Genomic DNA, 24,256 nt, shown 5'->3' on the forward strand with positions numbered 1-24,256 from the left:
GCTGCCTCCCCGAGAATGGGCCGGGTCAAGGCTGGTCCGCGCTGACCTGCCGGTGCTCGTACCAGATTCCCGGGACGACCGATCCGTTCGGCAACGCCTGCTCGCGCCGGCCGGTTTCCGTCGCCCCGATACGGTCGCAGATGCGCTGCACCGCGAGATTCGTCTCGGCCGTACCGATTTCGACGGTGGCGAAACCGGCGTCGTGGATCGCCGCCACCAGCGCGGCAACAGCTTCGCCCGCGTAACCGGCGCGTCGGTGTCGTGGCCCGATCCACCAGCCGAGAGTTTGCGACGATGGGTCGTCGACACGCGGGTGCACACCCCCGCCGCCTACCAGGGCCCCGTCCGACCGCGCCTGGAACACCAGAAGGCCGGGAGTCGGATGGCCCGCTCGCACGGCCTTCACCATGGCCCGGGCCTGCCGCTCCGTCCACCCATTCGCGGCCAGCATCTCCGCATCGATCGTGGCGGCGAGCGCGACCGCGTCCCGCGGTACCGGCGGACGCAGCAGCAACCGTGCGGATTCGACCTCTCGCAGCACGAGGTAACGCGCCCTGGTTTCCTTGTCGACGAGCCCGCTGACCTGCCACGCCCACAGTCCGCCCGCGACAAGCAGGACGCCTACGACGAGCACCACCCATAAGCCGATGACTTCCCCAGCGGAGGATCCCGATACAACCGTCAACGCGAGCCCGAGAACCACCGCCGGACCCCCGACCGTCGCGATCCAACTCGCCAGCCCGCGGGCGACGGTACGCCAGGGCCCCTGCTGGATGGCCGCCCTGACATACGCCATCCGCCACGTGGGAAACATGCGTGAACCATATTCGACGTGCGGACGCCAGGGGCCCGGGCGCTCGGGCCCGCAACATGCCGATCACGGCATGACGCCCGCGACCCGGTGCTCCGGGCAGGTGTCCGCTCGGCTACCGCCGGGTCCAGAACCACTCGGACGGATCAACGAAACATCCCCTCCGCCGATATTCGGTGGAGGGGATGTATATGTGCGCCCGAAGGGATTCGAACCCCTAACCTTCTGATCCGTAGTCAGATGCTCTATCCGTTGAGCTACGGGCGCATGGTATTCAGTTGTTCACCCGGCGAACCGGGCTTGGCGGAGGCGAGAGGATTTGAACCTCCGGTCCCCGTGAAGGGACAACTCATTAGCAGTGAGTCCCATTCGGCCGCTCTGGCACGCCTCCTGGAGCCTTCTCTTCGAGGGCACCGGTCCTTTCGAACCGCCGAGCATGAAGGTTACAGTACCGCGCGACCAGATAACAAAACGCCTGGTCATCAGCGTAAATTGCTGTCGAACCAGTCGAAGATGCGGGTCTGGGAGTCGATGAGGACGTTCTGGTCGTCGTCATCGGAGGGGTCGTCGGCGCGGTGCCGTAGGCCGGGGTAGGTCACCACCAGGCTGGCGACCGAGGCGCGGGCGGTGGCGTCGCGGAGTTTTTCCACGTCGTCGGGGGGCGTCTCGGGGTCGTCGGCGCCGTAGAGGCCGAGCCAGGGGGCCTGGAGTTCGGGCGCGGCCTGGACGAGGGCCTCGGCCTGGTCGGTGAGCGGCTCGGTGATGCCGGGAGCGGCGACGCTGACGGCCGCGCCGATCGGGCGGTTGGTGGCGACCAGGAAGGCGGCGGTGCCCGCGTGGTCGAAGCCGAGCACGCCGATGCAGTCGGGGAAGACGCCGCGGCGGGTCAGCCAGTCGAAGCAGGCGTCGAAGTCGTCGAACAGGTCCTGCCCGAACACCTCCTGGCCCGCTTCCTCGCCGCGGTGGAACAGATTCGGGGCGACGACGGTCCAGCCCTCGTTGGAGAGCGCGCGCATGAACTCCAGCAACGAGCCGGTGAACTCTCTGGACTCGTGCAGGACCACGATCCCGCCCCGGGCATGGCCCTCCGGTTCGATCACCGTGACCGGCACACTCGCACCTGCGCCGGAGCGCTCTTCATCCTCCGCGCCGCCGCGTAGCTGGGCGACATCGTCATAAATGCCCGACATGAAACCAGCGTAGGGCGCAGGCCCGATCTTCGCGAGATATTGCCCCTGAGCGTGAATTACCCGCAACTTTTCCGGTACCGAACCGGGGCGGGACCGGCCGCTTTCCCGGGCCAACTAGGGTGGAACCCGTGAGCGCTCGCATCCGTCCCGACCTCTCCTCGATCCCCGCCTACACCCCGGGCCGCAGCAACCCCGGCGCGGTGAAGCTGGCGAGCAACGAGACCACGCTGCCGCCGCTGCCCGCCGCGGCCAAGGCGATCGCCGAGGCGGCGGAGCTGGCGCACCGCTACCCGGACAACCAGTCGGGCGAGTTGCGCGCGGCGCTGGCCGAGTTCCTCGGGGTGAGGGTCGAGAACGTCGCGATCGGCTGCGGCAGCGTGGCGCTGTGCCAGGAGCTGGTGCAGATCACCTGCTCGTCGCCGCGGGACGAGGTGCTGTTCGCGTGGCGCTCGTTCGAGGCGTACCCGATCATCACGCAGGTGGGCAACGCCACCGCCGTGCAGGTGCCGCTGACCCCGGACTACGCGCACGACCTGGACGCGCTGGCCGCGGCGGTCACCGAGCACACCCGGCTGATCTTCGTCTGCAATCCCAACAACCCCACCGGCACCGCGCACGGCCGGGCGGCGCTCGAGCGCTTCCTCGACGCCGTACCCGCGCACGTGCTCGTGGTGCTGGACGAGGCCTACTACGAGTACATGCGGCTGTCGGCGCAGGATCGTCCGGACGGGGTGGAGATCGGCCGCAACCGACCGAATGTGGTTGTCCTGCGCACGTTCTCGAAGGCGTACGGCTTGGCCGGGCTGCGCGTCGGCTACGCGGTGGGCGACCCCGAGGTGATCACCGCGCTGATGAAGGTGCACATCCCGTTCAGCGTGAACCGGGTGGCGCAGGCCGCCGCGATCGCCTCGCTCGAGGCCCGGCACGAACTGCTCGAGCGCACCGAGGCCGTGATCGTGGAACGCGAGCGGCTGCGTGAGGCGCTGCTCGCGGCCGGCTACGACGTGCCGCCGAGCGAGACCAACTTCGTCTGGCTGCCGCTCGGTGCGCACAGCGCCGAGTTCGGCGAGGCCAGCGCGGCGGCGGGCGTGCTGGTGCGGCCCTACGGCACCGACGGTGTGCGGGTGACCGTCGGTGATCCGCACGAGAACGAGATGTTCCTGCGTTTCGCCGCCGACCCTGCCGTCGTCGCCCGCTTCCGCTGACTCTTCGCCGCTCCCCATCACCGCCCCTCGACAGGAGGCGCGCACAGCCGACGTACTCGCGATCCGCGAGAAGTGCTGAAGTGCGGGTGATTCCGCGGCGAGGATCACCGCCAGGCGGGCAGTTCGGGGAGGGGGCCGGACAGGCTCTCGCCGGTGGACCGCCCGAGCAGCCAGGCCAGCAGGTGCGCCGAGGTGCCTGCGACCGTGTGCACCGGGGCGCCCGTGCCGAGGGTGGCGGTGAACGGGGTGTCGGTGGCTTGCAGGTCGAAGGCCTCGGTGTCGGGGGAGACCGCCTTGGCGAGGTCGGTGGCCACGCCGGGGAGGGCGCGGGCGACGAAGGTGTTCGGCCAGTCGTCGGGGGTGTAGTCCACGCCGAGGTCGACGTGGTGGATCTCGACCTCGAGCAGGCGCATCCAGGCGATCTCCGCCGCGGCGATCGGACGGCCCTGCCGGGTGCGGACGACGGCGCCCCAGGCGTCCGGCGGGGCGCTGTCGGCGAGCGCGGTGAACCGGGTCACCGCTGCTTCCAGGTCGAGTACCTGCTGCTCGGCGGGGCGGGGCGCGCCCGCGTCGATGTCGAAATCGCGCAGGAACGTGCTCGGATACTGGGCGATCTCGACGCCGGTGCGCGCCCAGATCAGCAGGTTGACCAGGCTGTCGGCGTTGCGGGCGAGGTGGGTGACGACGTGGCCGCGGGTCCAGCTGGGCAGCGGTGAGGCGGCGGTGAGGTCGGCGTCGGTGAGGTCGCGCACGGTCTCGAGCAGCCGGGCGGTACTCGCCGCGACCTGGTCGAGGGTGGTGCGGGGCGTGAGGTCGTGCGCATCGCTGGTCACGTGGACGAGCCTATCCGGCAGCGGAATTCACCCGGTCACGACGGCGTCGGCCTCGATCTCCACCAGCAGGGCCGGGGTGATCAGCGCCCGCACCTCGTACATCGACGCGGCCGGGCGGATGTCGCCGAACACCTCGGCGTGCGCGGCGGCGACCTCGGGCCAGCGGGCGATGTCGGTGACGAAGATGCGGGTGCGCACCACGTCGGTCAGGCTCGCGCCCGCCTCGGCGAGCGCGATGCCGATGCGGCGCAGCGCCTCCCTGGCCTGCGCGCCGATGTCGTCGCCGCCGATCGCCGTGCCGCCGGGGCCCGCGGCGGTGGTGCCGCTGACGGCGATGTGGTCGCCGATCCGCACGGCCCGGGAGTATCCGACGACGTCCTCGAACTCCGAGGCCGAGGAGATGTTCACGCGCTGGCTCATGCCGACAGCATCCGATGCCGCACCGGCCACCGCCAACCGAATTACTCCCGCGCCTCCACCAGCACCGCCGCGGCCAGCGTGAGCAACCACACCGACATGGCCCCGACCTGGATGCGCTGGGCGATGCCGAGGGCGTACTCGCCCGGCAGGCGATCGGCGACGAGCATCCAGACCGTGGCCACCGCACCAACGAGGAACGCCGCGATCCCGAATTCCCGCAGCACCCGCCAGCGCCGGTAGCGGAACGCGGCCAGGCTGAACGCCGCCACGGCCACCGCGATCGCGGTCACGGCGAGCGTGCTGGTGAGCGCGTGCGGCTGGTGCAGTTGGGGGAACAGTTCCCGCGGACCGCCGCAGCCGGGTTCGCCGGGCGCGCAGTCGCGCAGCGGGATCAGGGCGTCGGCGATGGTCGCGGCGCCGAAGACGGTCAGCGCCGCCCAACCGAGAGTGGTGAGCGGGCGACGCGGGAACAGCAGCAGTCCGGCGAGCCCGGCGGGAATCAACAGCGCGCCGGTGAGCACGTCACCGGCGGCGAACACCGTTCGGTACGGCTTGCCCTCGGCGTCGAGTTCGCTGAGGAAGCTGTGCACGGGATCGGCGTGAACCGGCAGCACGAACTGCAGCACCCACGCCGAATAGGACAACCCGGCCACCGCGATCACGACCGCGAGCACCGCTGCCAGCCGTCGACTCGTCACCGGGCCATTCTCCTTCGCACCGCATTGCCACCTCGCACACAGGCTCCTGTCAGGTTCGCCCGCCAGGCTGGTCGGTGAGACGGCGACGAGGAGGTACTCATGATCGGGTTTCTGACAGCCCTGGCCGGTTGCACCGTCATCGCGGCGATGGCGGCGTCGAGTCATGTGGCCGCGCACGCCCCGCGGACGTTGGTCCGGGTGCGGGCTCGGCGCTGAGCGCGGCCTGCACGCGGTCGGCGGCGGCAATCGGGTCCTCGTGCTCCCAGACGCGGACCACCTGCCAGCCCGCGGCGCGCAGCGCCTCGTCGGTGGCGCGATCGCGGGCCACGTTGCCCGCCAGCTTGTCCGCCCACCACCGACCGTTGTTCTTCGGATCGGTGGCGTGCTGCGGGCAACGGTGCCAGAAGCACCCGTCGACATAGACGGCGAGCTTGCGCCGCGGGAACACCACGTCGGCGCGGCGGCGCTGCCCACGCAGCGGCGCGCGATCGACGAAGTAGCGCAGCCCGCGCCGGTGCAGTTCCCGGCGCAGCGCGAGCTCCGGCGCGCTGCCGGTGCGCCGCTGCCGCGACATCCTGGCGCTGGTGGCCGGGTCGGTCGCGATCACGCCGCCCAGCCGCCCATCCGATCGAGATGACTTGCCACGTCTTCCAGGAAACCATCCGGGAAGCGGAGGCTGCCGCGGCTCGCACGGCGCAGGAATCCGGCGGTGGCGCGCGCGGAGAGCAGACGGGAGTCGGTGAGGAAGTTCTTCAGGTCCTCGTACGGCGCCCGCACCGGCCAGGTCGACACCGGCACCCGGTAGGCGCTGCCTGCCCGGCCCCACGCGGCGCTGGGCCACGGGGTGCCCGGGGCGAGCGGCACGTCGTGGGGGATCGGTTCGAGGGGTGCGGCCAGCCGCGCGCCCACCCAGTCGGCCATCCGCACGCTGACCGCGTTGCCGATCAGTTTCCACCGGTGCCCCTGGCGGATGCCGGGCACGGTGACCGCGGGCGCGGTCCAGCCCGCGGCGAAGCCCTGCAACCGTTCGCCGTCCACGATGCCCGGCGTGACGATCTCCCCGGAGGGTAGCCGCACCGCGGGTGGGCTGGCGATGCCGAGGCCCGAGCCGCCCTTCAGCGTCGGCACGGCGTTCACCGCCCACCCCAGTCCGCGCACGCCCTCGGTCCAGTAGAAACCGCACGGGTCGCGGTCCGGGTCACCGACGACGGCCTCGCCCGCGTCCTCGCCGAACAGCACCGGCCGCGGATCCTCGGTGCGCGAGGCGAGCATGAGCACCCGCTGACGCCGCTGTGGCAGTCCGAAGGCGCGCGCGTCCACCACCCGGTAGGCCCAGGTGTAGCCGAGATCCTCGAGCTCGGTGGTGATGTGGCGCATGGCGGCACCGCGGCCGAGTTGCAGCATGAACGGGACGTTCTCGATCAACAGCCAGCGCGGTCCCCGCTTGCGCCGCACCAGCCGGAACACCTCGTCGACCAGGCCCGAGCGCAACCCGGTGATGCCCGCGGTGCGCCCGGCCTGCGACAGGTCCTGGCAGGGAAAACCCGCCGCGACCAGCTCGGTGCCCGCGGGCACGGCGCGCAGGGCGGTGATGTCGGCGTGCAGGTCGGTGTCGGGGAAACGGGCGCCGAGCACGGCCTGCGCGCCGGGATCGATCTCACAGAGCAGCTCGCAGGTCCAGCCGTGCGCGGCGAGGCCGAGTTCGAGCCCGCCGATCCCGGCGAACAACCCCACCATCCGCCCGCCCGTCACCGGTCACCCCTTCTGCGATCCCACGACGGGCGCCGACACGTTCGCGCTCCGTGCTCGCGGGACCACGTTACTCGAGCCGCGGCGCATCTCCTGGCAGCGGATGGGCGGTGCCGTGTCCTCGGTGTGACGTGGTCCGCAGCGTTTCGTCGCTTACGGTAGATAGGTGACCAATTCAGTCCCTGGCCCCGACAGCGAACCGGTGGCACCCCGGTGGCCTGCGATCCTCACGTGGCGCGCGCACAACGCGTCCCGGATGGAGTCGGTGCGTGTGACGCTGAACGGCAACCGTATCCGTGCCGCGGGCCGGATGATCGGCGGCGACTGCGACGAGCATCCCGCCTTCAGCGCCTCCTACGACCTGGTCACCGACGAGAACGGCGTGACCAAGCGGCTGTCGCTGCGCACCACCACCGCCGCCGGTGAGCGGCACGCCTCCATCGCCCGCGACGAGGAGGACTACTGGCTGGTCGACGCGGGCAACAGCCACGTGCGTTCCACCTTCGGCGGTGCGCTGGACGTCGACGTGGTGCTCAGCCCGTTCTTCAACACGCTGCCGATCCGCCGGTTCGGCCTGCAGCACGCGGTCGACGAAGTGGTGGTGCCGGTGGTGTATGTCCGGTTGCCCGACCTGCTCGTGCAGGAGGCGTCGCTCACCTACAGCAGCGGCGCCGACGGCATCAGCGTGCTGTCCCCGGTCTCCAGCGCGACGGTCACCGTCGACCCGGACGGTTTCCTGCTCGACTACCCGGGCCTGGCCGAGCGCATCTGAACAGTCCAGCGCATCTGCTCAGTCCAGTGCGGTGAGCACGCCGCCGCGCAACCCCGCCTCGCGCAGCCGGGTCAGCCAGTCGTGCTCGCCGGGACGCACGTCGGTGATCTCCCAGCGGCGCGCCGTGCGGTAGTCGGTGTGGCCGTCGTGGCCGGCGTCGACCAGTTCGCCCAGCGTGCCGTCGGCGCGCAGGCTGTCGCGGGCGGCGCCGAGCACGGTCAGCGTTTCCTCCAGCACGTCGAGCAGGGCGGCGGCGTTCGGTTCGCAGATGGCGCGCACCAGGTCGGGCGCGGTGCCCGCCACCCGGGTGCCGTCGCGGAACGAGCCCGCCGCCAACCCCAGCGCCAGCGGGCCACCCGCGGCCCCCGCCACCGCCAGCGCCTCGGCGAGCACGTGCGGCAGATGCGAGATCCGGGCGACGGCGCGGTCGTGCTCGGCCGCGGTCACCGGCACCACCGTCGACCCGCAGGCCAGCGCCAGCCGCACCACTCGGCGCCACGGCTCGGCGCGGGTGCCCTCGTCGACGCCCACCGCCCACACCGCGCCACGGAACAGCTCCGGATCGGTTGCCGCCCACCCCGACTCCGCCGTGCCCGCCATCGGGTGCCCGCCCACGTAGCGGGCCGAAAGCCCGTGCCGCGCCACGGCTTCCGCGACCGGGCCCTTGACGCTCACCACATCGGTGAGCACGCACTCGGGGGCGAAGGTGGCGATGTCGGCGAGCAGGTGATCGACCGCGGGCATCGGCACCGCGACGACGATCAGCGCATCCTCCCGCGCGGCCCGCCGCAACACCGCCGGTAGATCGTCGGCGACGTCGAATCCGTCACCGCGCGCGGCCAGTACCCCCGCCGATGAGCGGTTGTACCCGAAAGCCGGATAACCGGCCGCCCGGGCGGCGCGCAGCAGGGAACCGCCGATCAGGCCGGTACCGAGGACACACACGGGTGCATTCGCGTCGCCAGTCACCCGAACAGATTCGCATACGACTCCAACATTTGAGCTCGAGCCGACTACCGTTGCGGCCATGGCAGCACAGCGCTCGGGCACGAACAGGGCGACGTCGGAAGATTACGACGACGTGGAAGGGTTCGCAGTGGCCGTGGTCCGCGAAGAAGGCAAATGGCGGTGTAGTCCGCTCAGCCGGGCGGCGCTCACCGACCTGTCCGCCGCGGAGCACGAGCTGAAGGCTTTGCGCAGCTCCGGTGCGGTGTTCGGCTTGCTGGACGTCGATGACGAGTTCTTCATCGTGCTCCGGCCCGCGCCGAGCGGCACCAGGATGCTGGTGTCGGACGCGACGGCCGCGATCGATTACGACATCGCCGCCGACGTCCTCGACGCGTTGAATATCGAAATTCCCGATATCGACCCCGACGAACTCGACGACATCGAACCCTGGGAAGAGGGCGATCTCGGCGTGCTCGCCGACCTCGGCCTGCCCGAACCGGTACTCAGTGTCATCCTCGCCGAAACCGACCTCTATCCCGACGAGCAGCTCGGCATGATCGCCCAGCGGCTCGGCTTCGCCAACGAACTGTCCGCGGTGCTGGACAAGCTGCCGCGGTGACCGTGCTCCGATGACCGCGCCGCTCGGCCCGGGTCCGCTGGCCGCGGACGAGGCGATGATCCGCGTCGCCATCGAAGCCGCCGCGGCCGCCGACCCCCGGGACGTGCCCGTCGGCGCGGTCGTCTTCGACGCGCAGGGACGTGAGCTGGCCCGCGCCGCCAATGCCAGGGAAGCCAGCGGCGACCCCACCGCGCACGCCGAGATCCTGGCCCTGCGCCGCGCCGCGCAGGTGCACGGCGACGGCTGGCGCCTGGCCGGCGCCACCCTCGCCGTCACCCTCGAACCGTGCACGATGTGCGCCGGCGCGCTGGTGCTGGCCAGGGTCGACCGCCTGGTCTTCGGCGCCTGGGAACCCAAGACCGGCGCCGTCGGCTCACTGTGGGACGTCGTGCGCGACCGCCGCCTCAACCACCGCCCCGAAGTCCGCGGCGGCGTGCTCGAGACCGAATGCGCCGCCCTCCTCGACACCTTCTTCCGCACCCACCGCTGACCAGCGGATTTAGTGATCCGGCGGTGCTCGTTGTAATGTTGTCCGCGGTGGCGTGTCCGAGCGGCCTAAGGAGCACGCCTCGAAAGCGTGTGAGGGGTAACCCCCCTCCGAGGGTTCAAATCCCTCCGCCACCGCTCCGGCCCCTCACCTGAATTCCAGGTGGGGGCCTTTGCGTGCCGTGTCGATGCTGCGGTTCCCGGCTCGGCATCAGTCGTAGTCGGACGGCCAGAAGATCATGAACAGGACGACCGCGACCGGCAGGCCGACCACGACGACGAGTCCGCACTGGGCCCAGCTCACCGTCGAGCTCCGCTGAACGGCGACCATCGGCCGAACGATGCCCGCGGAGCCGCGCATTCCACATTGGCGCAGCCCATCAGCCGGTCCAACGTCACCGCATCCACGTGAGCCGCCGACGACAACACGACCACTTCGACCCCGGCCGCCTCGACCTGCTCGACCAGACCGAGCACAGAGCCGGGATCGGCCCACCGAAGCGGATATCCCAACCGGCGTGCCAGGCGGCGTACCTGCGCGACATCCCACTCCGGCGTCGGCGAACACGGGTCGATCCATCCGAGCGCGTCCATCCCCCACCTTCCCCTCGCTGTCGTTGGACGGCCCTCACGCCGAGGAGGTGCTCGACCCGGCGCGAGGGATGCTTGAATACTGTTCCGCCGCAACGTCACTGGCTGGTGGGTGCGCCCCGGCAACCGAGGTGGGGAGATTCCCCCCACCTGTTCGGCCGGTGTGATTCCGCCGTCGTCGCTACGCTGGAAAGACCCACTTCGCGAAGGTCGCGCCCCCGAGTCCAGGGGCCGGGATCACTGCGGGGGAGGGCTCATCCGCGAACAAGGACGGTCCCATGCCGAACCCTGACGATCTCGCCGGGCGGTCCATCGGCGAGCGCATCCAGATCATCCGCACCCGCACCGGCAAGAGCCGCGCCGTGGTGGCCGGTCTCGTCGGCCGGTCCGAGGAATGGCTACGAGATGTCGAGCGAGGTCGCCAAGGCGCCCCCGGTCTAGAGATGCTGCTACGGCTCGGCCAAGCCCTCGGGGTGCGCGACCTCACCGAGATCACCGGCGAGCACGAGTTGATGGTCGGGTTGTCCCGCCGCGCCGGTCACGCGGTCGTCCCCGCCATCCGCGAAGCGATCGAGTCCGTCGACCTCACCCCCGCACCGTCGCCTGTCTCGCCTGCCGAACTCCGGGCTCGCGTCGATCGCGCCTGGCGCCTGTGGCATACGTCGCCGACCCCGCGCGCTGACGCGGGGGCCATGCTGCCGGAGCTGATCCGCGACGGGCGCCGAGCGCTGCGCACCCTCGACGGCCAAGACCGTAGGACCGCCGCCGCGGCACTGTCGGCCGCCTACGCACTGTCCGAGCAGGTGCTCGCCTGGGTCGCCGACGCCCCGCTGTTGTGGCTGGCCGCAGATCGTTGCATGGCCGCCGCCGAAATCGCCGACGACCCGGTGTCGCTGGCCTCGGCCTCGTGGGTACTCGGCAACGTCTGGCGCTCGACGGGTCGCGAGGAAGACGCCTACCGCCTCGCACAGGACGCCGCGTCGCTGCTCGAGCCGCGCCTCGACGACGCCGAGGACGCGCGGGCGCTGTGGGGTGCGTGCCGGCTGCACGGTGCGATCACCGCAGCTCGGCTCGGCCGCGAGGGTGACGCGCTGCGCGGCATCGATCAGGCGATGGGGATGGCTCGCGCGCTGCCGAACGGAACCGCGCACCCGTGGACGCTGTTCGGTACCGCGAACGCCGAATTCACCGCGGTCTCGGTGCACGTCGATCTCCGCCGCGCGGGCTCGGCGCTCGACGCCGCATCATCGGTCGACCCCGACGCCGTGCCCAGCGTGGACCGCCGCGCCCGGCTGTGGCTCGAGCTCGCACGTGCCTACGAACAGCGCCGCGACTGGATCGGCACGCTGGGTGCCCTGCGCACCGCGACCGCGGTTTCGGAGGAATCGACCAGCTGCCACCCCATCGGCCGCAACCTCGCCGCCGCCCTCGTCACCCACGGCGGGCGGCTCGTCGAGCGTGAGGCGCGGGCTCTGGCGAACCAACTCGGCGTCACCGCGTAACCCGGTCAGCCGACGTAGCGCCACCCCTCCGGCCGCCAGTCGGCCGGCATGTTCTGCTCGGCGTAGGCGATCATGATCCGGATGAGCTCGGAGCGGTTCGGTTCGCCCGCCTTCGTCACCAGGCCCTCCGAGTTGGCGCGCCAGTCCAGTTGCTCGATCTGCTCGTCCGTGAGCCGCACGCCGATCATCGTCCGCCGCGGACCCTGCCTAGGCATGGCGGGCCTGCGTGCCGGCGCGGTGCATCCGCGCGGCGGCGCGGACGAGGATCGGCGGCGGTGCCGCCAGAAGCCCGGTGGTGCGTGTGGTGAAGCGCATCAGGTTGTCCTATCAAGGCGCGGGTCGGTCGTAAACCTCCGGGCCGATCCCGGATTTCCGACCCCGGCTATCTCGGACATGAGCATCCGCAGGGTGAGTGAGTGCTTTTCCGGGGGAAGCGCGTCGAGGGCGGCGCGGGCCAGCGCGACGCCCTGCTGCCGATCGCCCGCGCGGACCAGCATCAGCCCGCGGTGCATCGCCAGGTGGGTGGCGAAGCGCGGCAGCTGCGCGGGGAGTTCGGCACGGGCGTCCTCCTGGGCTTGGACGGCGATCTTCTCGTCACCGAGCCGGGCCGCCAACAGCGACAGGAAGACGTTCACCCGCCACCACGGGACCGCGTAGTCGGACGTCTGTTCCTCCGAGTACGACCGGTCGAACTCGCGGCGGCCCTCGTCGACCAGCTCGCGAGCCGTGCGCACATCGCCCTCCAGCACGGCGGCGTGGGCTTTCCCCCACAGCGAGTTCAGCCGCCCGAGGCTGCTCCGCTCGGAGATGGCGAGAGCTTGGTCGGCGAAGGTGTGGGCGACCGGTAACGCGGCGCCCTCGTAACCGAGCGCGATCGCGGCGCGGCCGCGCACCCACACCCGGATGTCGATGTCCTCCGAACGGTCGGCGGCCTCGGCCGCCATTCGGTACCACGCGATCGCCTTGTTTCCGTCGCTGCCGGGGTAGGTCTTGGCGAACAGGGTCATCAATCGCGCCGCGATCGCCCACATTCGTGGACTGTCCAGCTGCTGTTGCAACACAACCAGATCCGCGGCCAATCGCTGCTGGATGGTGGCGGCGCCCTGGCTCATGTAGTCGGTTCCGTAGCGGGCGAGGGTGGCTTCCCATTCCTCGACCGTCGGCCCGCCGGCGTGCAGGCGTGTCGAAAAGCCTTGGGACAGGAGATCGGAAGCCACAGCGGGAGCGATGGACGTGGCGGCCAGGTGGGAGAGAAATCGGCGGCGGTTCACGTCGGCCTCCAGCAGTTCCTGCGGGCAATCCAAGGCCGCCGCGATATGGCGTAGCCAGAATGCGGACGGCTCCGTCTTCCCGGACTCCCAATGGCGCGAGATGTACTCGCGAGTCATGGTGCAGCCGGACAACTTCGACAGTTCGCTCGCGAGTCGACCCTGGCTCCAGCCCTTGGCCACCCGCAGTTGGCGGATCAGCCTCCCCGTGTCCGCAGACATGTATTCAGCCTGCCACCCCGACCGGCCGGAGCGCTTGCCGGACCGCTGAATGCCACCACCGGTGCCACTAGCTTCGTGCAAACGCATGCCATGCCACCCTCATGCCACTTCTGCCTGGTCAGCACCGGCGTGAGGCTGTGACCCGAGCGCCCGCTACCCGGTTGTTGTGACCGTCCCGTTGGCGGCGCCTCGGCCATGGACACGAGGAGGGGCATGTTCGCATTCGCCTGGATCGACCCGCTGTCGCCGACACCGGAATGGGACCTGGCGCAGGTCCGTCGCTTGGCGCGCCGGCTGGGATACGAGCTGTATCGACCTGATCACCCGTCGGTATTGGGCCTGGCCGAGGGCCGACCACCGCGCGAACGACACGCGGGGCGCCGCGCACTCCACGTCGGCTACTGCCAGCACGCGATCGAGGGTTACGACGTCCACATGTGCCGACGAGGGCAGTAGCACCACCTCCGCGCCAGTGGCCGTGACCTGCTCGTCCAGGCCAGCAGGCGATCCACCGTGCTGTGTGGCGCGGGGGCCCGGTGCGATGGACCTCGCATTTGGAACTTCTCGGGTGAATCGGGAAGGAGGGGGTATTCCATCGGTGGTCGGAAGCGGGAAGGGATGTGGTGCCGAATGCGCCGCCGAGCCGTCCGCGTGGGAACGATGCGCGAGAGTCACATGAGAATTGGAAGTGCGATTGTTCTGATCTGGTTGTTGATCGGGGTGGTGGCGTGCGTGCAGCGCGACTACTTCGACAGTGGACCGGTCAATTGTGCCGGGTTCGGGACGATTGTGGTCACCACGATCGCGGGGCCGCTCAACTACATGGGCGTGAACCCGAAGGTCGAGGACTGCAACGTGCCGCAGCCCAGTCCGTAGTCTCCAGCGGGTGTGCCCGCGGAACGCACGGAAACGGCCCCGGTGGAGTGATCCGCCGGGGCCGTGTCGCGGTGCGGCGCGGGTCAGCTCACTGGCGCGCGTTCCTTGTCGGTGGCGGGGGCGCGCAGGGCGTGCAGTTTCGCCCCTTCGACGTCGATGTCGGGCACGATCCGGTCCAGCCACCTGGGCATCCACCAGGCCTTGTCGCCGAGGAGTGCGAGCAGCGAGGGGATCAGCAGCATGCGCACGAAGAAGGCGTCGAGCAGCACGCCCGCGGCGAGTGCGAAGCCCATCGACTTGGCGGTCGCGTCGGTTTCCAGCAGGAACGAGCCGAACACCGAGATCATGATGACCGCGGCGGCGGTGACGACGCGGGCGCCGTGGTGGTAGCCGTTGATCATGGCGGTGCGTGGTTCGGCACCGTGCACGTATTCTTCGCGGATGCGGGTCACCAGGAACACCTGGTAGTCCATCGCCAGGCCGAAGACCAGGCCGATCAGCATGATGGGCAGGAAGCTGACGATCGGGTGCGGGTCGTCGATGAGCCCGAACCGGCCTTCCTGGAAGATCAGCACGGTGGCGCCGAAGGTGGCCGCCATCGACAGCAGGAAGCCGAGCGCGCCGGTCAGTGGTACCAGGATCGAGCGGAACACGAGGATCAGCAGCACGAACGCGGCACCCGCGACGATGGCCATGTAGGGCACGATCTTGCCGAGCAGCACGTGGTCGATGTCGGCGTAGATCGCGGTGGTGCCGGTGACGCCGTACTCCATGCCGAACTCCTCGTTCAGCGCGGCCTCGTCGGCGCGGGCGTCGCGCACCAGGTCCTTGGTGCGCTGGTCGTTCGGGCCCGCGGTCGGCACGCCGTTGATGAGCGCGCCCTGGCCGTCGGCGCTGGGCGTGGGCCGGCTGACGTAGTCCATGTCCGGGTAGGAGGCGAGCTTGTCGCGCAGCGCGGTCAACGCCTCGGCGCGCCGGTCCTCGGGTACCCCGCTGAGGTCGACGGCCACCTGCAGCACGCCGTTGCTGCCTTCGCCGAATCCGGCGGTGCGCAGCTCGTAGGCCTTGCGCACGGTGGTGGTCTTGGCCATCGAGTCCTCGCCGGGCAGGCCGAGGTCGAGGTTCACCGCGGGCGCGGCGAGCAGGCCGAGCACGACCACGCTCAGCAGCAGGGTCAGTGCGGGCGCGCGGCCGATGAGCTTGGCCACCCGCATGCCGTTGGTGACGACGGTGTCGTCCTCGGGATCGTGCTGGGCGACCAACGGCAGCTTGGGCGTGAACAGGAACCGGCCGAGCGCGCCGAGCAGCGCGGGCATCAGGGTCAGGGCGACGAGCACCGCGAACGCCGCGGCCACCGCGCCACCGAGACCCATGAAGGTGAGGAACCGCACGCCGACGATGCTCAGGCCGGCCAGCGCGATGATGACGGTGAGACCGGCGAACACCACCGCCGAGCCCGCGGTGCCCAACGCGGTGCCCGCGGCTTCCTCGGGTGAATCCTGCACGGCGAGTTCGTGTTTGTAGCGGGAGACGATGAACAGCGCGTAGTCGATGGACAGCGCGATGCCGATCATCGAGGCCAGGAAGGTGGTGAAGGTCGGGATCGAGACCACCGAGGTGCCCAGGAAGATCAACGAGGTGGCCGCGCCGAGCCCGACGACGGCGGTGACGATCGGCACGAACGCGGCCACGATGGCGCCGAACGCCACGATCATCACCACGAAAGCCACGGCCATGCCGATCATTTCGGCCTTGCCGCTCGGCCCGCCCTCCTCGATCGCGATCGACCCGCTCATCTCCACGGTGAGGCCGGCCTGCCGGGCGGCATCGGCCACGCCGTAGGCGGCCGCGCGGTCCTGCGCGGTGATGTCGGCGAATTCGGCGATGGTGAACGGCACGCTGAAGTAGGCGACGGTCGCGGGCGCGGTCTGATTGAGCACGTTCAGCGGTGCGCTGCCGCACTCGGCCGGATCCGGATCGGGGATCAGGCAACCCATCTGCTCGGTGGCGGTGATCGGATCGACGATCGGCTCGGCGTGATCGACGATGTCGAGCTGCTCCAGCCTGCCGATCATGGCCGTGATCGCCTCGCGATTGGCCGGGTCGGTGAGCCGCTGGCCTTCGGGCGCGCCGATGACGTAGGTGCCGGTGACCGCGTCGAAGGCGAACGCCTCCGACATACCGGGGAAGTGCTTGTCGAGGATCTCCGTCGCCCGCTCGGAGGGCAGGTTCGGCAGGGAGAAGTCGTCGGTCATCGGCTCCCGCAGCTGCGCGCCGAGACCGCCCAGGATCAGGAAAAGCGCCAGCCAGACCGGCAACACGATCCACTTGCGGCGGAAGGCGAACTTCCCCCACCGGTACAGAAACACCGACACAGCGTTCTCCTCACGGTCATCGGGTGGAGCCGGCTCGGACGATGTCCGTGCGGGCGGTCACCGCATCCGCGTCGACGAACACCATTTCCGATCTGAAGAGTCGAACACCGTCGAGTCTGCGCGGTGGCGGGCGCAAAGATCAAGGATTTCCGGGCCGGGAACGACAGCGGCCCCGCATCCGGACCGGATGCGGGGCCGCGTGTGTCGAGCGGTCAGGCGACGCCGACCGGCTCCTTGGGCTGCTCGGCGGAACCGTTCTGGATGGCACGCAGCTTGGTGCCCTCCACGTCGATGTCCGGCAGCACGCGGTCGAGCCACTTCGGGATCCACCACGACCACTTGCCCATGATGACCAGCAGCGAGGGGATCACCACCATGCGCACCACGAAGGCGTCGAACAGCACGCCCGCGGCGAGCGCGAAGCCGAACGACTTCACGGTGACGTCGGATTCGAGGATGAAGGAGGCGAACACCGAGATCATGATGATCGCCGCGGCGGTCACCACGCGGGCGCCGTGGTGGTAGCCGGAGACCACCGCCTCCTTCGGTGACTTGCCGTGCACGAACTCCTCGCGCATGCGGGTCACCAGGAACACCTGGTAATCCATCGCCAGGCCGAACACCAGGCCGATCAGCATGATGGGCAGGAAGCTCACCAGCGGATGCGGATCCTCGATCAGGCCGAGCGCGCCCTCCTGGAAGATCAGCACGGTCGCGCCGAAGGTGGCCGCCATCGACAGCAGGAAGCCGAGTGCGGCGGTGAGCGGCACCAGGATCGAGCGGAACACCAGGATCAGCAGCAGGAAGGCCGCGCCCGCCACGATCGCCAGGTAGGGGGCGATCTTGCTGAGCAGCACGTGGTCGATGTCGGCGTAGATGGCGGTGGCGCCGGTGACGCCGTATTCCATGCCGTACCGGTCCTTCAGCTCGCTTTCGGCGTCGCGGGCCTCGCGCACCAGATCCTTGGTGGCCTGGTTGTTCGGGCCGGCCTTCGGCACACCGTCGAGCATCACACCCGCGCCGTCCTGACTGAACTGCGGTGCGGTGACGTAGTCCATCTCCGGGTAGGAGGCGAGGCGGTCGCGCAGTGCGTTCACCGCCTCCTGGCGCTGCTCGGCGGGCACCGCGCTCAGATCGGCGACGATGTTGAGCACGCCGTTGCTGCCCTCGCCGAAGCCTTCGGTGCGCAGCTCGTAGGCCTTACGGACGGTGGTCTCCGGCGGCATGCTGTCCTCGCCGGGCAGGCCGAGGTTCAGGTTGAGCGCGGGCGCGGCCAGTGCGCCGAGCGCGACCACGCTGAGCACCAGCGCCACCCAGGGTGCCTTGCCGATGAGCTTGCCGAAGCGCATGCCGTTGGTGACGACGCTGTCGTCCTCGGGATCGTGCTTGGCCACCAGCGGGAGCTTGGGTTTGAACAGGAACCGGCCGAACGCACCCAGCAGTGCAGGCATCAGGGTGACGGCGGTGATCACCGCGAACGCGGCGGCGATGGCGCCACCGAGGCCCATGAAGGTGAGGAACTGGACGCCGACGATGCTCAGGCCGGCCAGCGCGATGATGACGGTGAGACCGGCGAACACGACGGCCGAACCCGCGGTGCCGAGCGCGATGCCCGCGGCTTCCTCGGGTGAATCCTGCACGGCGAGTTCGTGTTTGTAGCGGGAGACGATGAACAGCGCGTAGTCGATGGACAGCGCGATGCCGATCATCAGGGTGAGGAAGCTGGTGAAGCTGGGAATCTCGATGACCGAGGTGCCGAGCATCACCACCGAGCTCGCCGCGCCGACACCGACCAGTGCGGTGATGATCGGCACGAAGGCGGCCACCACGGCGCCGAAGCCGATGATCATCACGAACAGCGCCACGATCATGCCGATCATCTCGGACTTGCCGCCGGGCTGCACGTTCTCCTGGGCGATCGAACCGCTCATCTCGACGGTCAGGCCGGCCGCACGGGCCGCGTCGGCCACGGCGGTCGCCTTCTGCCGGTCCTCGTCGGTGATGTCGGCGAAGCCGGGGATGGTGAAGGGGACGCTGATCACCGCGACGGAGTTCGGGTCGTCGGCGCTGAGCACGTTCAGTGGCGCGCCACTGCAGGTGGCCGGGTCGGGATTCGCCAGGCAGCCCATCGCTTCGGCGGCCGTGATCGGATCGGTGACCGGCTTGCTGTGGTCGACGATGTCGAGCTGATCGAGCTGTCCGACGAGGGCTTTGACGGCGTCCCGGTTGGCCGGGTCGGTCAGCTGCTGACCCTCGGGGGCGGCGATGACGTAGGTGCCGGTGACGGCGTCGAGCTGGAAGGCCTCGGAGGCGCCGGGGAAATGCTTGTCGAGAATCTCGTTGGCGCGTTCCGACGGCAGTGACGGCATGCTGAAGTCGTTGCTCATCGGCTTGCCCAGCTGCGCGCCGAGGCCGCTGACCACGACCAGCAGGACGAGCCAGGCGGGAAGCACTATCCATTTCCGGCGGAAAGCGAACTTTCCGAATCTGTACAGATAGACGGACACGAGGGGTTTCTCCTAGCGATGACTGGGACGTGCTGGATCGTGGCCCTGTAGACAGCACTTGCGGGGGTGCCTGCTCGTCCCCGCCTCCACTTCCGCTTTCTGCCTACCGTGCGGTAGGTAGACTAACCGGCGAATAAGCGGAGGAACAACCTCAGTTTTGGTGACGGTGACAACACCGCGCCGCCGGGGTGAGAGGATCGTCCTATGGCCCAACCACACGCACCTGAGAGCGTCATCGCAGGTAGCGGCACGAAAATGGCAATTCGCGACGCCGCGGTGCGCTTGTTCACCAGCAAGGGGTTCGAGCAGACCAGTCTGCGCGAGGTCGCGGATGCGGTAGGGATCACAAAGGCCTCGCTCTACTATCACTACCCGTCCAAGCTCGACCTGCTGCTGGCGATCGTCGACCCGATCGTCGATCACCTGCGCTCGGTGGTGGACGGTCTCGAATCCGTGCCGCACGATCCGGCCAACGTCCGCCGGGTGCTCGGCGACTACCTGCGCGGCATGATCCGGCATCGCGACGCGGGCACGCTGTGCGTGCGCGACACCGCCGCCATCTTCAACGCGATGGCCGACCGGTACCCGGATGTGATGAACGCCAACCGGTTGCTCGCGGAGTGGCTGGCCGGGCCGCGGCCCACCGACGAGAACCGGGTGCGCGCCAGCGCGGCGCTCGAGGTGCTGGGTGTGGCGCTGCTGTCGGAGGAGTTCGTGCCCGGCGTCTCCGACGAGCTGCTCGAGGCGACGCTGTTGGATGCGGCCACCGCGGTGCTCGCGGCGGGCGCGACCGGTTAGATTCGTCGGGTCGCCGCCGGTCCGCGACAGTTCGCCGATGGCCCGACACCGCCGATACGCAACACCCGCCGATACGCAACACCACAGGAGCCTGCCGTGCACATCACCGCGAAGGTCGACTACGCGGTGCGGACGTTGCTCGAGATCGCCCGGTTGACGCCCGCCGAGATCACCGCGGCGGCGGGGTGTGTCGCCGAGCCGGGAGTGCGGCCCGATGCCGGGGTGGCGGCACCGGCGAAGGTCAAGGCCGAGACCATCGCCGCCGCGCAGCAGATCCCGCCCAAGGTGCTCGAGACGGTGCTCTCCGACCTGCGCCGCGCCGAGCTGGTGACCAGCAGGCGCGGCCCCGACGGCGGCTACCGGCTGGCCCGTCCGGCCGCGCAGATCTCGGTCGCCGACGTCATCCGCGCCATCGAGGGCCCGCTGGCCTCGGTGCGCGGGCAGCGCCCCGAGGATGTGCGGTACGAGGGGATGGCCGAGCCGTTGCAGCGGGTGTGGATCGCGCTGCGGGTCAACATCCGCGCGGTGCTCGAGAACGTCTCGATCGAGCAGATCGCCGCCGACCGGCTGCCCGAATTCGTCGACGCGCTCACCGCCGACCCCGGTGCCTGGGCCCGGCGCTGATCCGGCGACGCCGATCTCGCCCAGCGCGAAACCTGCAGGCGAGCGCTTCACATTGCCGGTAGCCTGCCTCACATCATGTTGATCAGACTGCTCAGGACGTATCTGTCCCCGTACCGCGCGCAGCTGGCGGGGGTCGTTGCGCTCCAGCTGGTTTCGGTCATCGCCATGCTCTACCTGCCGAGCCTGAACGCCGATCTCATCGACAACGGCGTCACCAAGGGCGACATCGACTACATCTGGCACACCGGCCTGTGGATGCTGGCGGTGACCGCGGTGCAGATCGTGGCGTCGGCCTCGTCGGTGTTCCTCGGCGCCCAGGCGGCGATGAGCGCCGGCCGCGACCTGCGCGCCGCGCTGGTGCACCGGGTGGGCACCTTCTCCGCCCGCGAGGTCGGCCTGTTCGGCGCGCCCTCGCTGATCACCCGCAACACCAACGACGTGCAGCAGGTGCAGCTGCTGGTGGTGATGTCGGTGACGGTGCTGGTGATGGCGCCGATCATGTGCGTGGGCGGCATCATCATGGCGCTGCGCGAGGACTTGAAACTGTCCTGGCTGCTGCTCATCGCGGTGCCCGCGCTGGCGTTGGCGATGGGTCTGGTGGTGGCCAGGCTGGTGCCCGGCTTCCGGGAGATGCAGGCCCGCATCGACGTGGTGAACCGGGTGCTGCGTGAGCAGATCACCGGCATCAGGGTGGTCCGCGCCTTCGTGCGGGAACGGCAGGAGACCTGGCGGTTCGGCCTGGCGAACACCGATCTCACCGAGGCCTCGCTGCGGGTGGGCAGGCTGATGGCGCTGATGTTCCCGGTGGTCATGCTGATCAGCAACGTCACCACGGTGGCGGTGATCTGGTTCGGCGGGCACCTGATCGACGACGGCGAACTGCAGATCGGCTCGCTCACCGCGATGCTGTCCTACATCATGCAGATCCTGATGGCGGTCATGATGGCCTCGTTCCTGGCCATGATGGCCCCGCGCGCGGCGGTGTCGGCGGACCGGATCGGCGCCGTGCTCACCACCGAGTCCTCGGTGGTGCCGCCGGAATTCCCGAAGCCGTTCGCCGGTGACCCCGGCCGGGTGGAGTTCGCCGCGGCCGAGTTCGCCTTCCCCGGCGCCGAGAAGCCGGTGCTGCGCGGGATCCGCTTCACCGTCGAGCCGGGCACCACCACCGCGATCGTCGGCTCCACCGGCGCGGGCAAGACCACGCTGCTCAACCTGATCCCGCGACTGATCGACGTCACCGCCGGTGCGGTGTACGTGGGCGGCACCGACGTGCGCGAGCTGGACATGGAACTGCTGCGCGAGCAGATCGGCCTGGTGCCGCAGAAGGCGTACCTGTTCTCCGGGACGGTGGCGAGCAACCTGCGCTACGGCCGACCGGACGCCACCGACGAGGAACTGTGGCGCGCGCTCGAGATCGCCCAGGCCGCCGACTTCGTGCGGGACATGCCGCAGGGACTCGAGACGCCGGTGGCGCAGGGCGGCACCACGGTGTCCGGTGGGCAACGCCAGCGCCTGGCCATCGCCCGCGCCCTGGTGCGCAGGCCGCGGGTGTACCTGTTCGACGACTCGTTCTCCGCGCTCGACGTCGCCACCGACGCCAGGCTGCGCGAGGCGCTGCGCCCCGAGACCAGGGACGCCTCGGTGATCATCGTCGCCCAGCGGGTGTCGACCATCCGCGACGCCGACCAGATCATCGTGCTCGAGGACGGTGAGATGGCGGGCATCGGCACGCACGAGCAGCTGCTGCGCGACTGCGCCGAATACCAGGAGATCGTGGCGTCGCAGCTCAGCGCGCAGGAGGAGGTCCGATGAGGCCGGGTGGACCGGTGCCGGGCGCGCCCGACGCCAAGCCCAAGTCGTTCAAGCCGTCGCTGAAGCGGCTGCTGGCCCGGCTCGCACCCGAGCGGTTCTACGTCTGGTGCATCGTGGTGCTGGCGATCGTCTCGGTCGTGCTGAACACCCTCGGGCCGTATCTGCTCGGCAAGGCCACCAACATCGTCTTCGACGGTGTGGTCGGCAAGAACCTCGAGCAGATGCGCGGGCTGTCCAAGGAGGAGGCCGTCGAGCGGCTGCGCGACTCCGGCAACGACACCCTGGCCGACATGCTCAGCGCCATGAACGTGGTGCCCGGCGTCGGCGTCGATTTCACCGCGGTCGGCCGGGTGCTGTTGGTGGTGCTCGCGCTCTACCTGGCCGCGGCGCTGTTCAGCTGGTTGCAGGCCTACCTGCTCAACATCGTCATCAACCGCACGGTCAAGCGGCTGCGCAGCGACATCGAGGACAAGATCCACCGGCTGCCGTTGCGCTACTTCGACTCCCAGCCGCGCGGCGACGTGCTCAGCCGGGTGACCAACGACGTCGACAACGTCTCGCAGAGCCTGCAGCAGACCACGAGCCAGCTGCTGATGTCGGTGTTCTCGGTGCTGGGCATCCTGATCATGATGTTCTGGATCTCGCCGCTGCTCGCGGTGATCGCCCTGCTCACCGTGCCCGCCGCGGTCGTCGTCACCGCGCAGATCGCCAAGCGCTCCAAGCCGCACTTCGTCAACCAGTGGAAGTACACCGGCCTGGTGAACGCGCAGGTGGAGGAGGCCTACACCGGCCACGAGGTGATCACCGCGTTCGGCCGCAACCGCGAGGTGGGCGAGGAGTTCGACCAGCGCAACGACAAGCTCTACGAGTCCAGCTTCAAGGCGCAGTTCATCTCCGGCCTGATCATGCCCTCGATCATGTTCCTCGGGAACGTCAACTTCGTGCTCGTCGCGCTGGTCGGCGGCCTGCGGGTGGCGACGGGGCAGCTCTCGCTGGGTGAGGTGCAGGCCTTCATTCAGTACTCGCGCCAGTTCAGCCAGCCGCTGACCCAGATCGGCACGATGGTGAACCTGCTGCAATCCGGGGTGGCCTCGGCCGAGCGGATCTTCGAGATCCTCGACGCCGAGGAGCAGTCGCCGGACCCGCAGCTGCCCGATGTGCGGCCGCTGGACCGGGGCCGGGTGGAGTTCGAGGCGGTCTCGTTCCGGTACGAGCCGGACAAGCCGGTCATCGAGCGGCTGTCCCTGGTCGCCGAGCCGGGGCACGTGGTCGCGATCGTCGGGCCCACCGGTGCGGGCAAGACCACACTGGTCAACCTGCTGATGCGGTTCTACGAACTCGACGCGGGCACCATCACCATCGACGGTGTCGACATCACCCGGATGAGCCGCGACGCGCTGCGCTCCCGCATCGGCATGGTGTTGCAGGACACCTGGCTGTTCCGCGGCACCATCCGGGAGAACATCGCCTACGGCAATCCGAACGCGAGCGAGGAGGAGATCCTCGCCGCCGCCCGCGCGGCCTACGTCGACCGGTTCGTGCACGCGCTGCCCGACGGCTACGACACCATGATCGACGAGGAGGGCTCCGGCGTCAGCGCGGGCGAGAAGCAGCTCATCACCATCGCACGCGCGTTCCTGGCCAAGCCGTCGATCCTGATCCTGGACGAGGCGACCAGCTCGGTGGACACCCGCACCGAACTGCTGGTGCAGCAGGCCACGGCGGCGCTGCGGCGGGACCGGACCAGCTTCGTCATCGCCCATCGCCTGTCCACCATCCGCGACGCCGACCTGATCGTCGTCATGGAGGCGGGCCGGATCGTCGAGCACGGCACCCATCAGCGGCTGCTCGAGGAGCGCGGCGCCTACTACCGGCTCTACAACGCCCAGTTCGCCGCGGCCGCCGCGGAGGCGTGAGCGCCGGCCGGAGGTGATCCGGCTCGGGGCGTCC

The 24,256-nt window shown here is 69.8% G+C and carries 24 protein-coding genes and 3 tRNA genes; 12 read left to right on the top strand and 15 right to left on the bottom strand.

Translation table 11 applies throughout. From position 1 onward, the window contains the following. Positions 1 to 25: 25 nt before the first annotated feature. The 4 genes from CRM89_RS23100 to CRM89_RS23115 form a co-directional block, all read right to left on the bottom strand. The gene (locus CRM89_RS23100; RefSeq protein ID WP_098086195.1) at positions 26 to 814 is read right to left on the bottom strand and encodes a GNAT family N-acetyltransferase; all 789 of its coding nucleotides are present in this window, start codon (positions 812 to 814) and stop codon (positions 26 to 28) included. A gap of 191 nt (positions 815 to 1,005) precedes the next feature. Further along, positions 1,006 to 1,078, bottom strand: a tRNA-Arg gene (locus tag CRM89_RS23105). Between the two features lie 34 nt (positions 1,079 to 1,112). Further along, positions 1,113 to 1,202, bottom strand: a tRNA-Ser gene (locus CRM89_RS23110). Between the two features lie 91 nt (positions 1,203 to 1,293). After that, on the bottom strand, positions 1,294 to 2,001 hold the full coding sequence (locus CRM89_RS23115) for a dienelactone hydrolase family protein (RefSeq protein WP_041559750.1): 708 nt from the start codon (positions 1,999 to 2,001) through the stop codon (positions 1,294 to 1,296). 128 nt (positions 2,002 to 2,129) lie between these two features. Here CRM89_RS23115 and hisC point away from each other — a divergent pair, with 128 nt between their 5' ends. Further along, positions 2,130 to 3,206: a histidinol-phosphate transaminase gene (hisC, locus tag CRM89_RS23120; protein WP_098087097.1), complete on the top strand. Its 1,077-nt coding sequence runs from the start codon at positions 2,130 to 2,132 to the stop codon at positions 3,204 to 3,206. Between the two features lie 104 nt (positions 3,207 to 3,310). Here hisC and CRM89_RS23125 read toward each other — a convergent pair whose 3' ends face one another. The 5 genes from CRM89_RS23125 to CRM89_RS23145 all read right to left on the bottom strand — a co-directional run bounded on the left by CRM89_RS23125 (position 3,311) and on the right by CRM89_RS23145 (position 6,894). Next, positions 3,311 to 4,039 carry a maleylpyruvate isomerase family mycothiol-dependent enzyme gene (locus CRM89_RS23125; RefSeq protein WP_098086196.1) on the bottom strand — a complete coding sequence of 243 codons (729 nt, stop codon included), beginning with the start codon at positions 4,037 to 4,039 and terminating at the stop codon, positions 3,311 to 3,313. Between the two features lie 27 nt (positions 4,040 to 4,066). Next, positions 4,067 to 4,459 carry a RidA family protein gene (locus CRM89_RS23130; protein WP_098086197.1) on the bottom strand — a complete coding sequence of 131 codons (393 nt, stop codon included), beginning with the start codon at positions 4,457 to 4,459 and terminating at the stop codon, positions 4,067 to 4,069. Between the two features lie 41 nt (positions 4,460 to 4,500). Then, positions 4,501 to 5,157, bottom strand: a complete 657-nt coding sequence (locus tag CRM89_RS23135; protein ID WP_098086198.1) for a DUF998 domain-containing protein — start codon at positions 5,155 to 5,157, stop codon at positions 4,501 to 4,503. A gap of 136 nt (positions 5,158 to 5,293) precedes the next feature. Beyond that, positions 5,294 to 5,764 carry a very short patch repair endonuclease gene (locus tag CRM89_RS23140; RefSeq protein WP_098086199.1) on the bottom strand — a complete coding sequence of 157 codons (471 nt, stop codon included), beginning with the start codon at positions 5,762 to 5,764 and terminating at the stop codon, positions 5,294 to 5,296. Beyond that, positions 5,761 to 6,894 (bottom strand): DNA (cytosine-5-)-methyltransferase, encoded by a 1,134-nt coding sequence (locus CRM89_RS23145; protein WP_172964636.1) that lies wholly within the window; start codon positions 6,892 to 6,894, stop codon positions 5,761 to 5,763. Before CRM89_RS23145 ends, CRM89_RS23140 begins: the two co-directional genes overlap by 4 nt. A 178-nt stretch (positions 6,895 to 7,072) precedes the next feature. Between CRM89_RS23145 and CRM89_RS23150 the strand changes: the two genes are divergently transcribed. Continuing rightward, the gene (locus CRM89_RS23150) at positions 7,073 to 7,678 is read left to right on the top strand and encodes a putative glycolipid-binding domain-containing protein (RefSeq protein WP_255266206.1); all 606 of its coding nucleotides are present in this window, start codon (positions 7,073 to 7,075) and stop codon (positions 7,676 to 7,678) included. Between the two features lie 18 nt (positions 7,679 to 7,696). Here the strand turns inward: CRM89_RS23150 and CRM89_RS23155 are convergent, their stop codons facing one another. Then, the gene (locus CRM89_RS23155; protein ID WP_098086202.1) at positions 7,697 to 8,647 is read right to left on the bottom strand and encodes a prephenate dehydrogenase; all 951 of its coding nucleotides are present in this window, start codon (positions 8,645 to 8,647) and stop codon (positions 7,697 to 7,699) included. A gap of 58 nt (positions 8,648 to 8,705) precedes the next feature. Between CRM89_RS23155 and CRM89_RS23160 the strand changes: the two genes are divergently transcribed. From CRM89_RS23160 to CRM89_RS23170, 3 genes are all read left to right on the top strand, one after another. Further along, positions 8,706 to 9,245, top strand: a complete 540-nt coding sequence (locus CRM89_RS23160) for a tRNA adenosine deaminase-associated protein (RefSeq protein WP_011206766.1) — start codon at positions 8,706 to 8,708, stop codon at positions 9,243 to 9,245. Between the two features lie 10 nt (positions 9,246 to 9,255). Then, on the top strand, positions 9,256 to 9,735 hold the full coding sequence (locus tag CRM89_RS23165) for a nucleoside deaminase (protein WP_011206767.1): 480 nt from the start codon (positions 9,256 to 9,258) through the stop codon (positions 9,733 to 9,735). A gap of 46 nt (positions 9,736 to 9,781) precedes the next feature. Then, positions 9,782 to 9,869, top strand: a tRNA-Ser gene (locus tag CRM89_RS23170). A gap of 162 nt (positions 9,870 to 10,031) precedes the next feature. Here CRM89_RS23170 and CRM89_RS23175 read toward each other — a convergent pair. Continuing rightward, entirely contained in the window at positions 10,032 to 10,325 is a 294-nt protein-coding gene (locus CRM89_RS23175) for a hypothetical protein (protein WP_076573709.1), read from the bottom strand. Between the two features lie 275 nt (positions 10,326 to 10,600). Between CRM89_RS23175 and CRM89_RS23180 the strand changes: the two genes are divergently transcribed. Continuing rightward, entirely contained in the window at positions 10,601 to 11,824 is a 1,224-nt protein-coding gene (locus CRM89_RS23180; RefSeq protein WP_060593824.1) for a helix-turn-helix transcriptional regulator, read from the top strand. 5 nt (positions 11,825 to 11,829) lie between these two features. Here the strand turns inward: CRM89_RS23180 and CRM89_RS31095 are convergent, their stop codons facing one another. Then, a complete protein-coding gene (locus CRM89_RS31095) occupies positions 11,830 to 12,003 on the bottom strand; it encodes a hypothetical protein (protein WP_159005378.1) in 174 nt (57 codons plus the stop codon). A gap of 135 nt (positions 12,004 to 12,138) precedes the next feature. After that, on the bottom strand, positions 12,139 to 13,314 hold the full coding sequence (locus CRM89_RS23190; RefSeq protein WP_172964563.1) for a helix-turn-helix domain-containing protein: 1,176 nt from the start codon (positions 13,312 to 13,314) through the stop codon (positions 12,139 to 12,141). A 213-nt stretch (positions 13,315 to 13,527) separates the two neighbouring features. Here CRM89_RS23190 and CRM89_RS23195 point away from each other — a divergent pair, with 213 nt between their 5' ends. Then, the gene (locus CRM89_RS23195; RefSeq protein ID WP_127516285.1) at positions 13,528 to 13,770 is read left to right on the top strand and encodes a hypothetical protein; all 243 of its coding nucleotides are present in this window, start codon (positions 13,528 to 13,530) and stop codon (positions 13,768 to 13,770) included. A 219-nt stretch (positions 13,771 to 13,989) separates the two neighbouring features. Next, the gene (locus CRM89_RS23200) at positions 13,990 to 14,190 is read left to right on the top strand and encodes a hypothetical protein (protein WP_041559755.1); all 201 of its coding nucleotides are present in this window, start codon (positions 13,990 to 13,992) and stop codon (positions 14,188 to 14,190) included. Positions 14,191 to 14,273: 83 nt separating this feature from the next. On the opposite strand, the gene CRM89_RS23205 is transcribed toward CRM89_RS23200, so the two are convergent. Further along, the gene (locus CRM89_RS23205; protein WP_086844591.1) at positions 14,274 to 16,565 is read right to left on the bottom strand and encodes an MMPL family transporter; all 2,292 of its coding nucleotides are present in this window, start codon (positions 16,563 to 16,565) and stop codon (positions 14,274 to 14,276) included. Positions 16,566 to 16,777: 212 nt separating this feature from the next. After that, the gene (locus CRM89_RS23210) at positions 16,778 to 19,072 is read right to left on the bottom strand and encodes an MMPL family transporter (protein ID WP_060593820.1); all 2,295 of its coding nucleotides are present in this window, start codon (positions 19,070 to 19,072) and stop codon (positions 16,778 to 16,780) included. 255 nt (positions 19,073 to 19,327) lie between these two features. On the opposite strand from CRM89_RS23210, the gene CRM89_RS23215 reads away from it, so the two are divergent. From CRM89_RS23215 to CRM89_RS23230, 4 genes are all read left to right on the top strand, one after another. Then, the gene (locus tag CRM89_RS23215; protein ID WP_228792258.1) at positions 19,328 to 19,870 is read left to right on the top strand and encodes a TetR/AcrR family transcriptional regulator; all 543 of its coding nucleotides are present in this window, start codon (positions 19,328 to 19,330) and stop codon (positions 19,868 to 19,870) included. Between the two features lie 96 nt (positions 19,871 to 19,966). Further along, positions 19,967 to 20,494 (top strand): Rrf2 family transcriptional regulator, encoded by a 528-nt coding sequence (locus tag CRM89_RS23220; RefSeq protein ID WP_172964564.1) that lies wholly within the window; start codon positions 19,967 to 19,969, stop codon positions 20,492 to 20,494. A 75-nt stretch (positions 20,495 to 20,569) separates the two neighbouring features. Further along, on the top strand, positions 20,570 to 22,306 hold the full coding sequence (locus CRM89_RS23225; protein WP_011206792.1) for an ABC transporter ATP-binding protein: 1,737 nt from the start codon (positions 20,570 to 20,572) through the stop codon (positions 22,304 to 22,306). After that, complete coding sequence (locus tag CRM89_RS23230) at positions 22,303 to 24,222, top strand: ABC transporter ATP-binding protein (RefSeq protein WP_098086216.1); 1,920 nt, start codon at positions 22,303 to 22,305, stop codon at positions 24,220 to 24,222. The genes CRM89_RS23225 and CRM89_RS23230 overlap by 4 nt, the downstream gene beginning before the upstream one ends. The last annotated feature ends 34 nt before the right edge of the window (positions 24,223 to 24,256 follow it).

This window comes from Nocardia sp. FDAARGOS_372 (assembly GCF_002554515.1).
Lineage (GTDB): Bacteria > Actinomycetota > Actinomycetes > Mycobacteriales > Mycobacteriaceae > Nocardia > Nocardia farcinica.

Bases quoted from the DNA above. Each gene is read 5' to 3' on its own strand.
- CRM89_RS23100 (WP_098086195.1), bottom strand. From the start codon at position 814: ATGTTTCCCACGTGGCGGATGGCGTATGTCAGGGCGGCCATCCAGCAG.
- CRM89_RS23115 (WP_041559750.1), bottom strand. From the start codon at position 2,001: ATGTCGGGCATTTATGACGATGTCGCCCAGCTACGCGGCGGCGCGGAG.
- CRM89_RS23130 (WP_098086197.1), bottom strand. From the start codon at position 4,459: ATGAGCCAGCGCGTGAACATCTCCTCGGCCTCGGAGTTCGAGGACGTC.
- CRM89_RS23145 (WP_172964636.1), bottom strand. From the start codon at position 6,894: ATGGTGGGGTTGTTCGCCGGGATCGGCGGGCTCGAACTCGGCCTCGCC.
- CRM89_RS23160 (WP_011206766.1), top strand. From the start codon at position 8,706: ATGGCAGCACAGCGCTCGGGCACGAACAGGGCGACGTCGGAAGATTAC.
- CRM89_RS23165 (WP_011206767.1), top strand. From the start codon at position 9,256: ATGACCGCGCCGCTCGGCCCGGGTCCGCTGGCCGCGGACGAGGCGATG.
- CRM89_RS23175 (WP_076573709.1), bottom strand. From the start codon at position 10,325: ATGGACGCGCTCGGATGGATCGACCCGTGTTCGCCGACGCCGGAGTGG.
- CRM89_RS23180 (WP_060593824.1), top strand. From the start codon at position 10,601: ATGCCGAACCCTGACGATCTCGCCGGGCGGTCCATCGGCGAGCGCATC.
- CRM89_RS23190 (WP_172964563.1), bottom strand. From the start codon at position 13,314: ATGTCTGCGGACACGGGGAGGCTGATCCGCCAACTGCGGGTGGCCAAG.
- CRM89_RS23195 (WP_127516285.1), top strand. From the start codon at position 13,528: ATGTTCGCATTCGCCTGGATCGACCCGCTGTCGCCGACACCGGAATGG.
- CRM89_RS23200 (WP_041559755.1), top strand. From the start codon at position 13,990: ATGAGAATTGGAAGTGCGATTGTTCTGATCTGGTTGTTGATCGGGGTG.
- CRM89_RS23215 (WP_228792258.1), top strand. From the start codon at position 19,328: ATGGCAATTCGCGACGCCGCGGTGCGCTTGTTCACCAGCAAGGGGTTC.
- CRM89_RS23225 (WP_011206792.1), top strand. From the start codon at position 20,570: ATGTTGATCAGACTGCTCAGGACGTATCTGTCCCCGTACCGCGCGCAG.
- CRM89_RS23230 (WP_098086216.1), top strand. From the start codon at position 22,303: ATGAGGCCGGGTGGACCGGTGCCGGGCGCGCCCGACGCCAAGCCCAAG.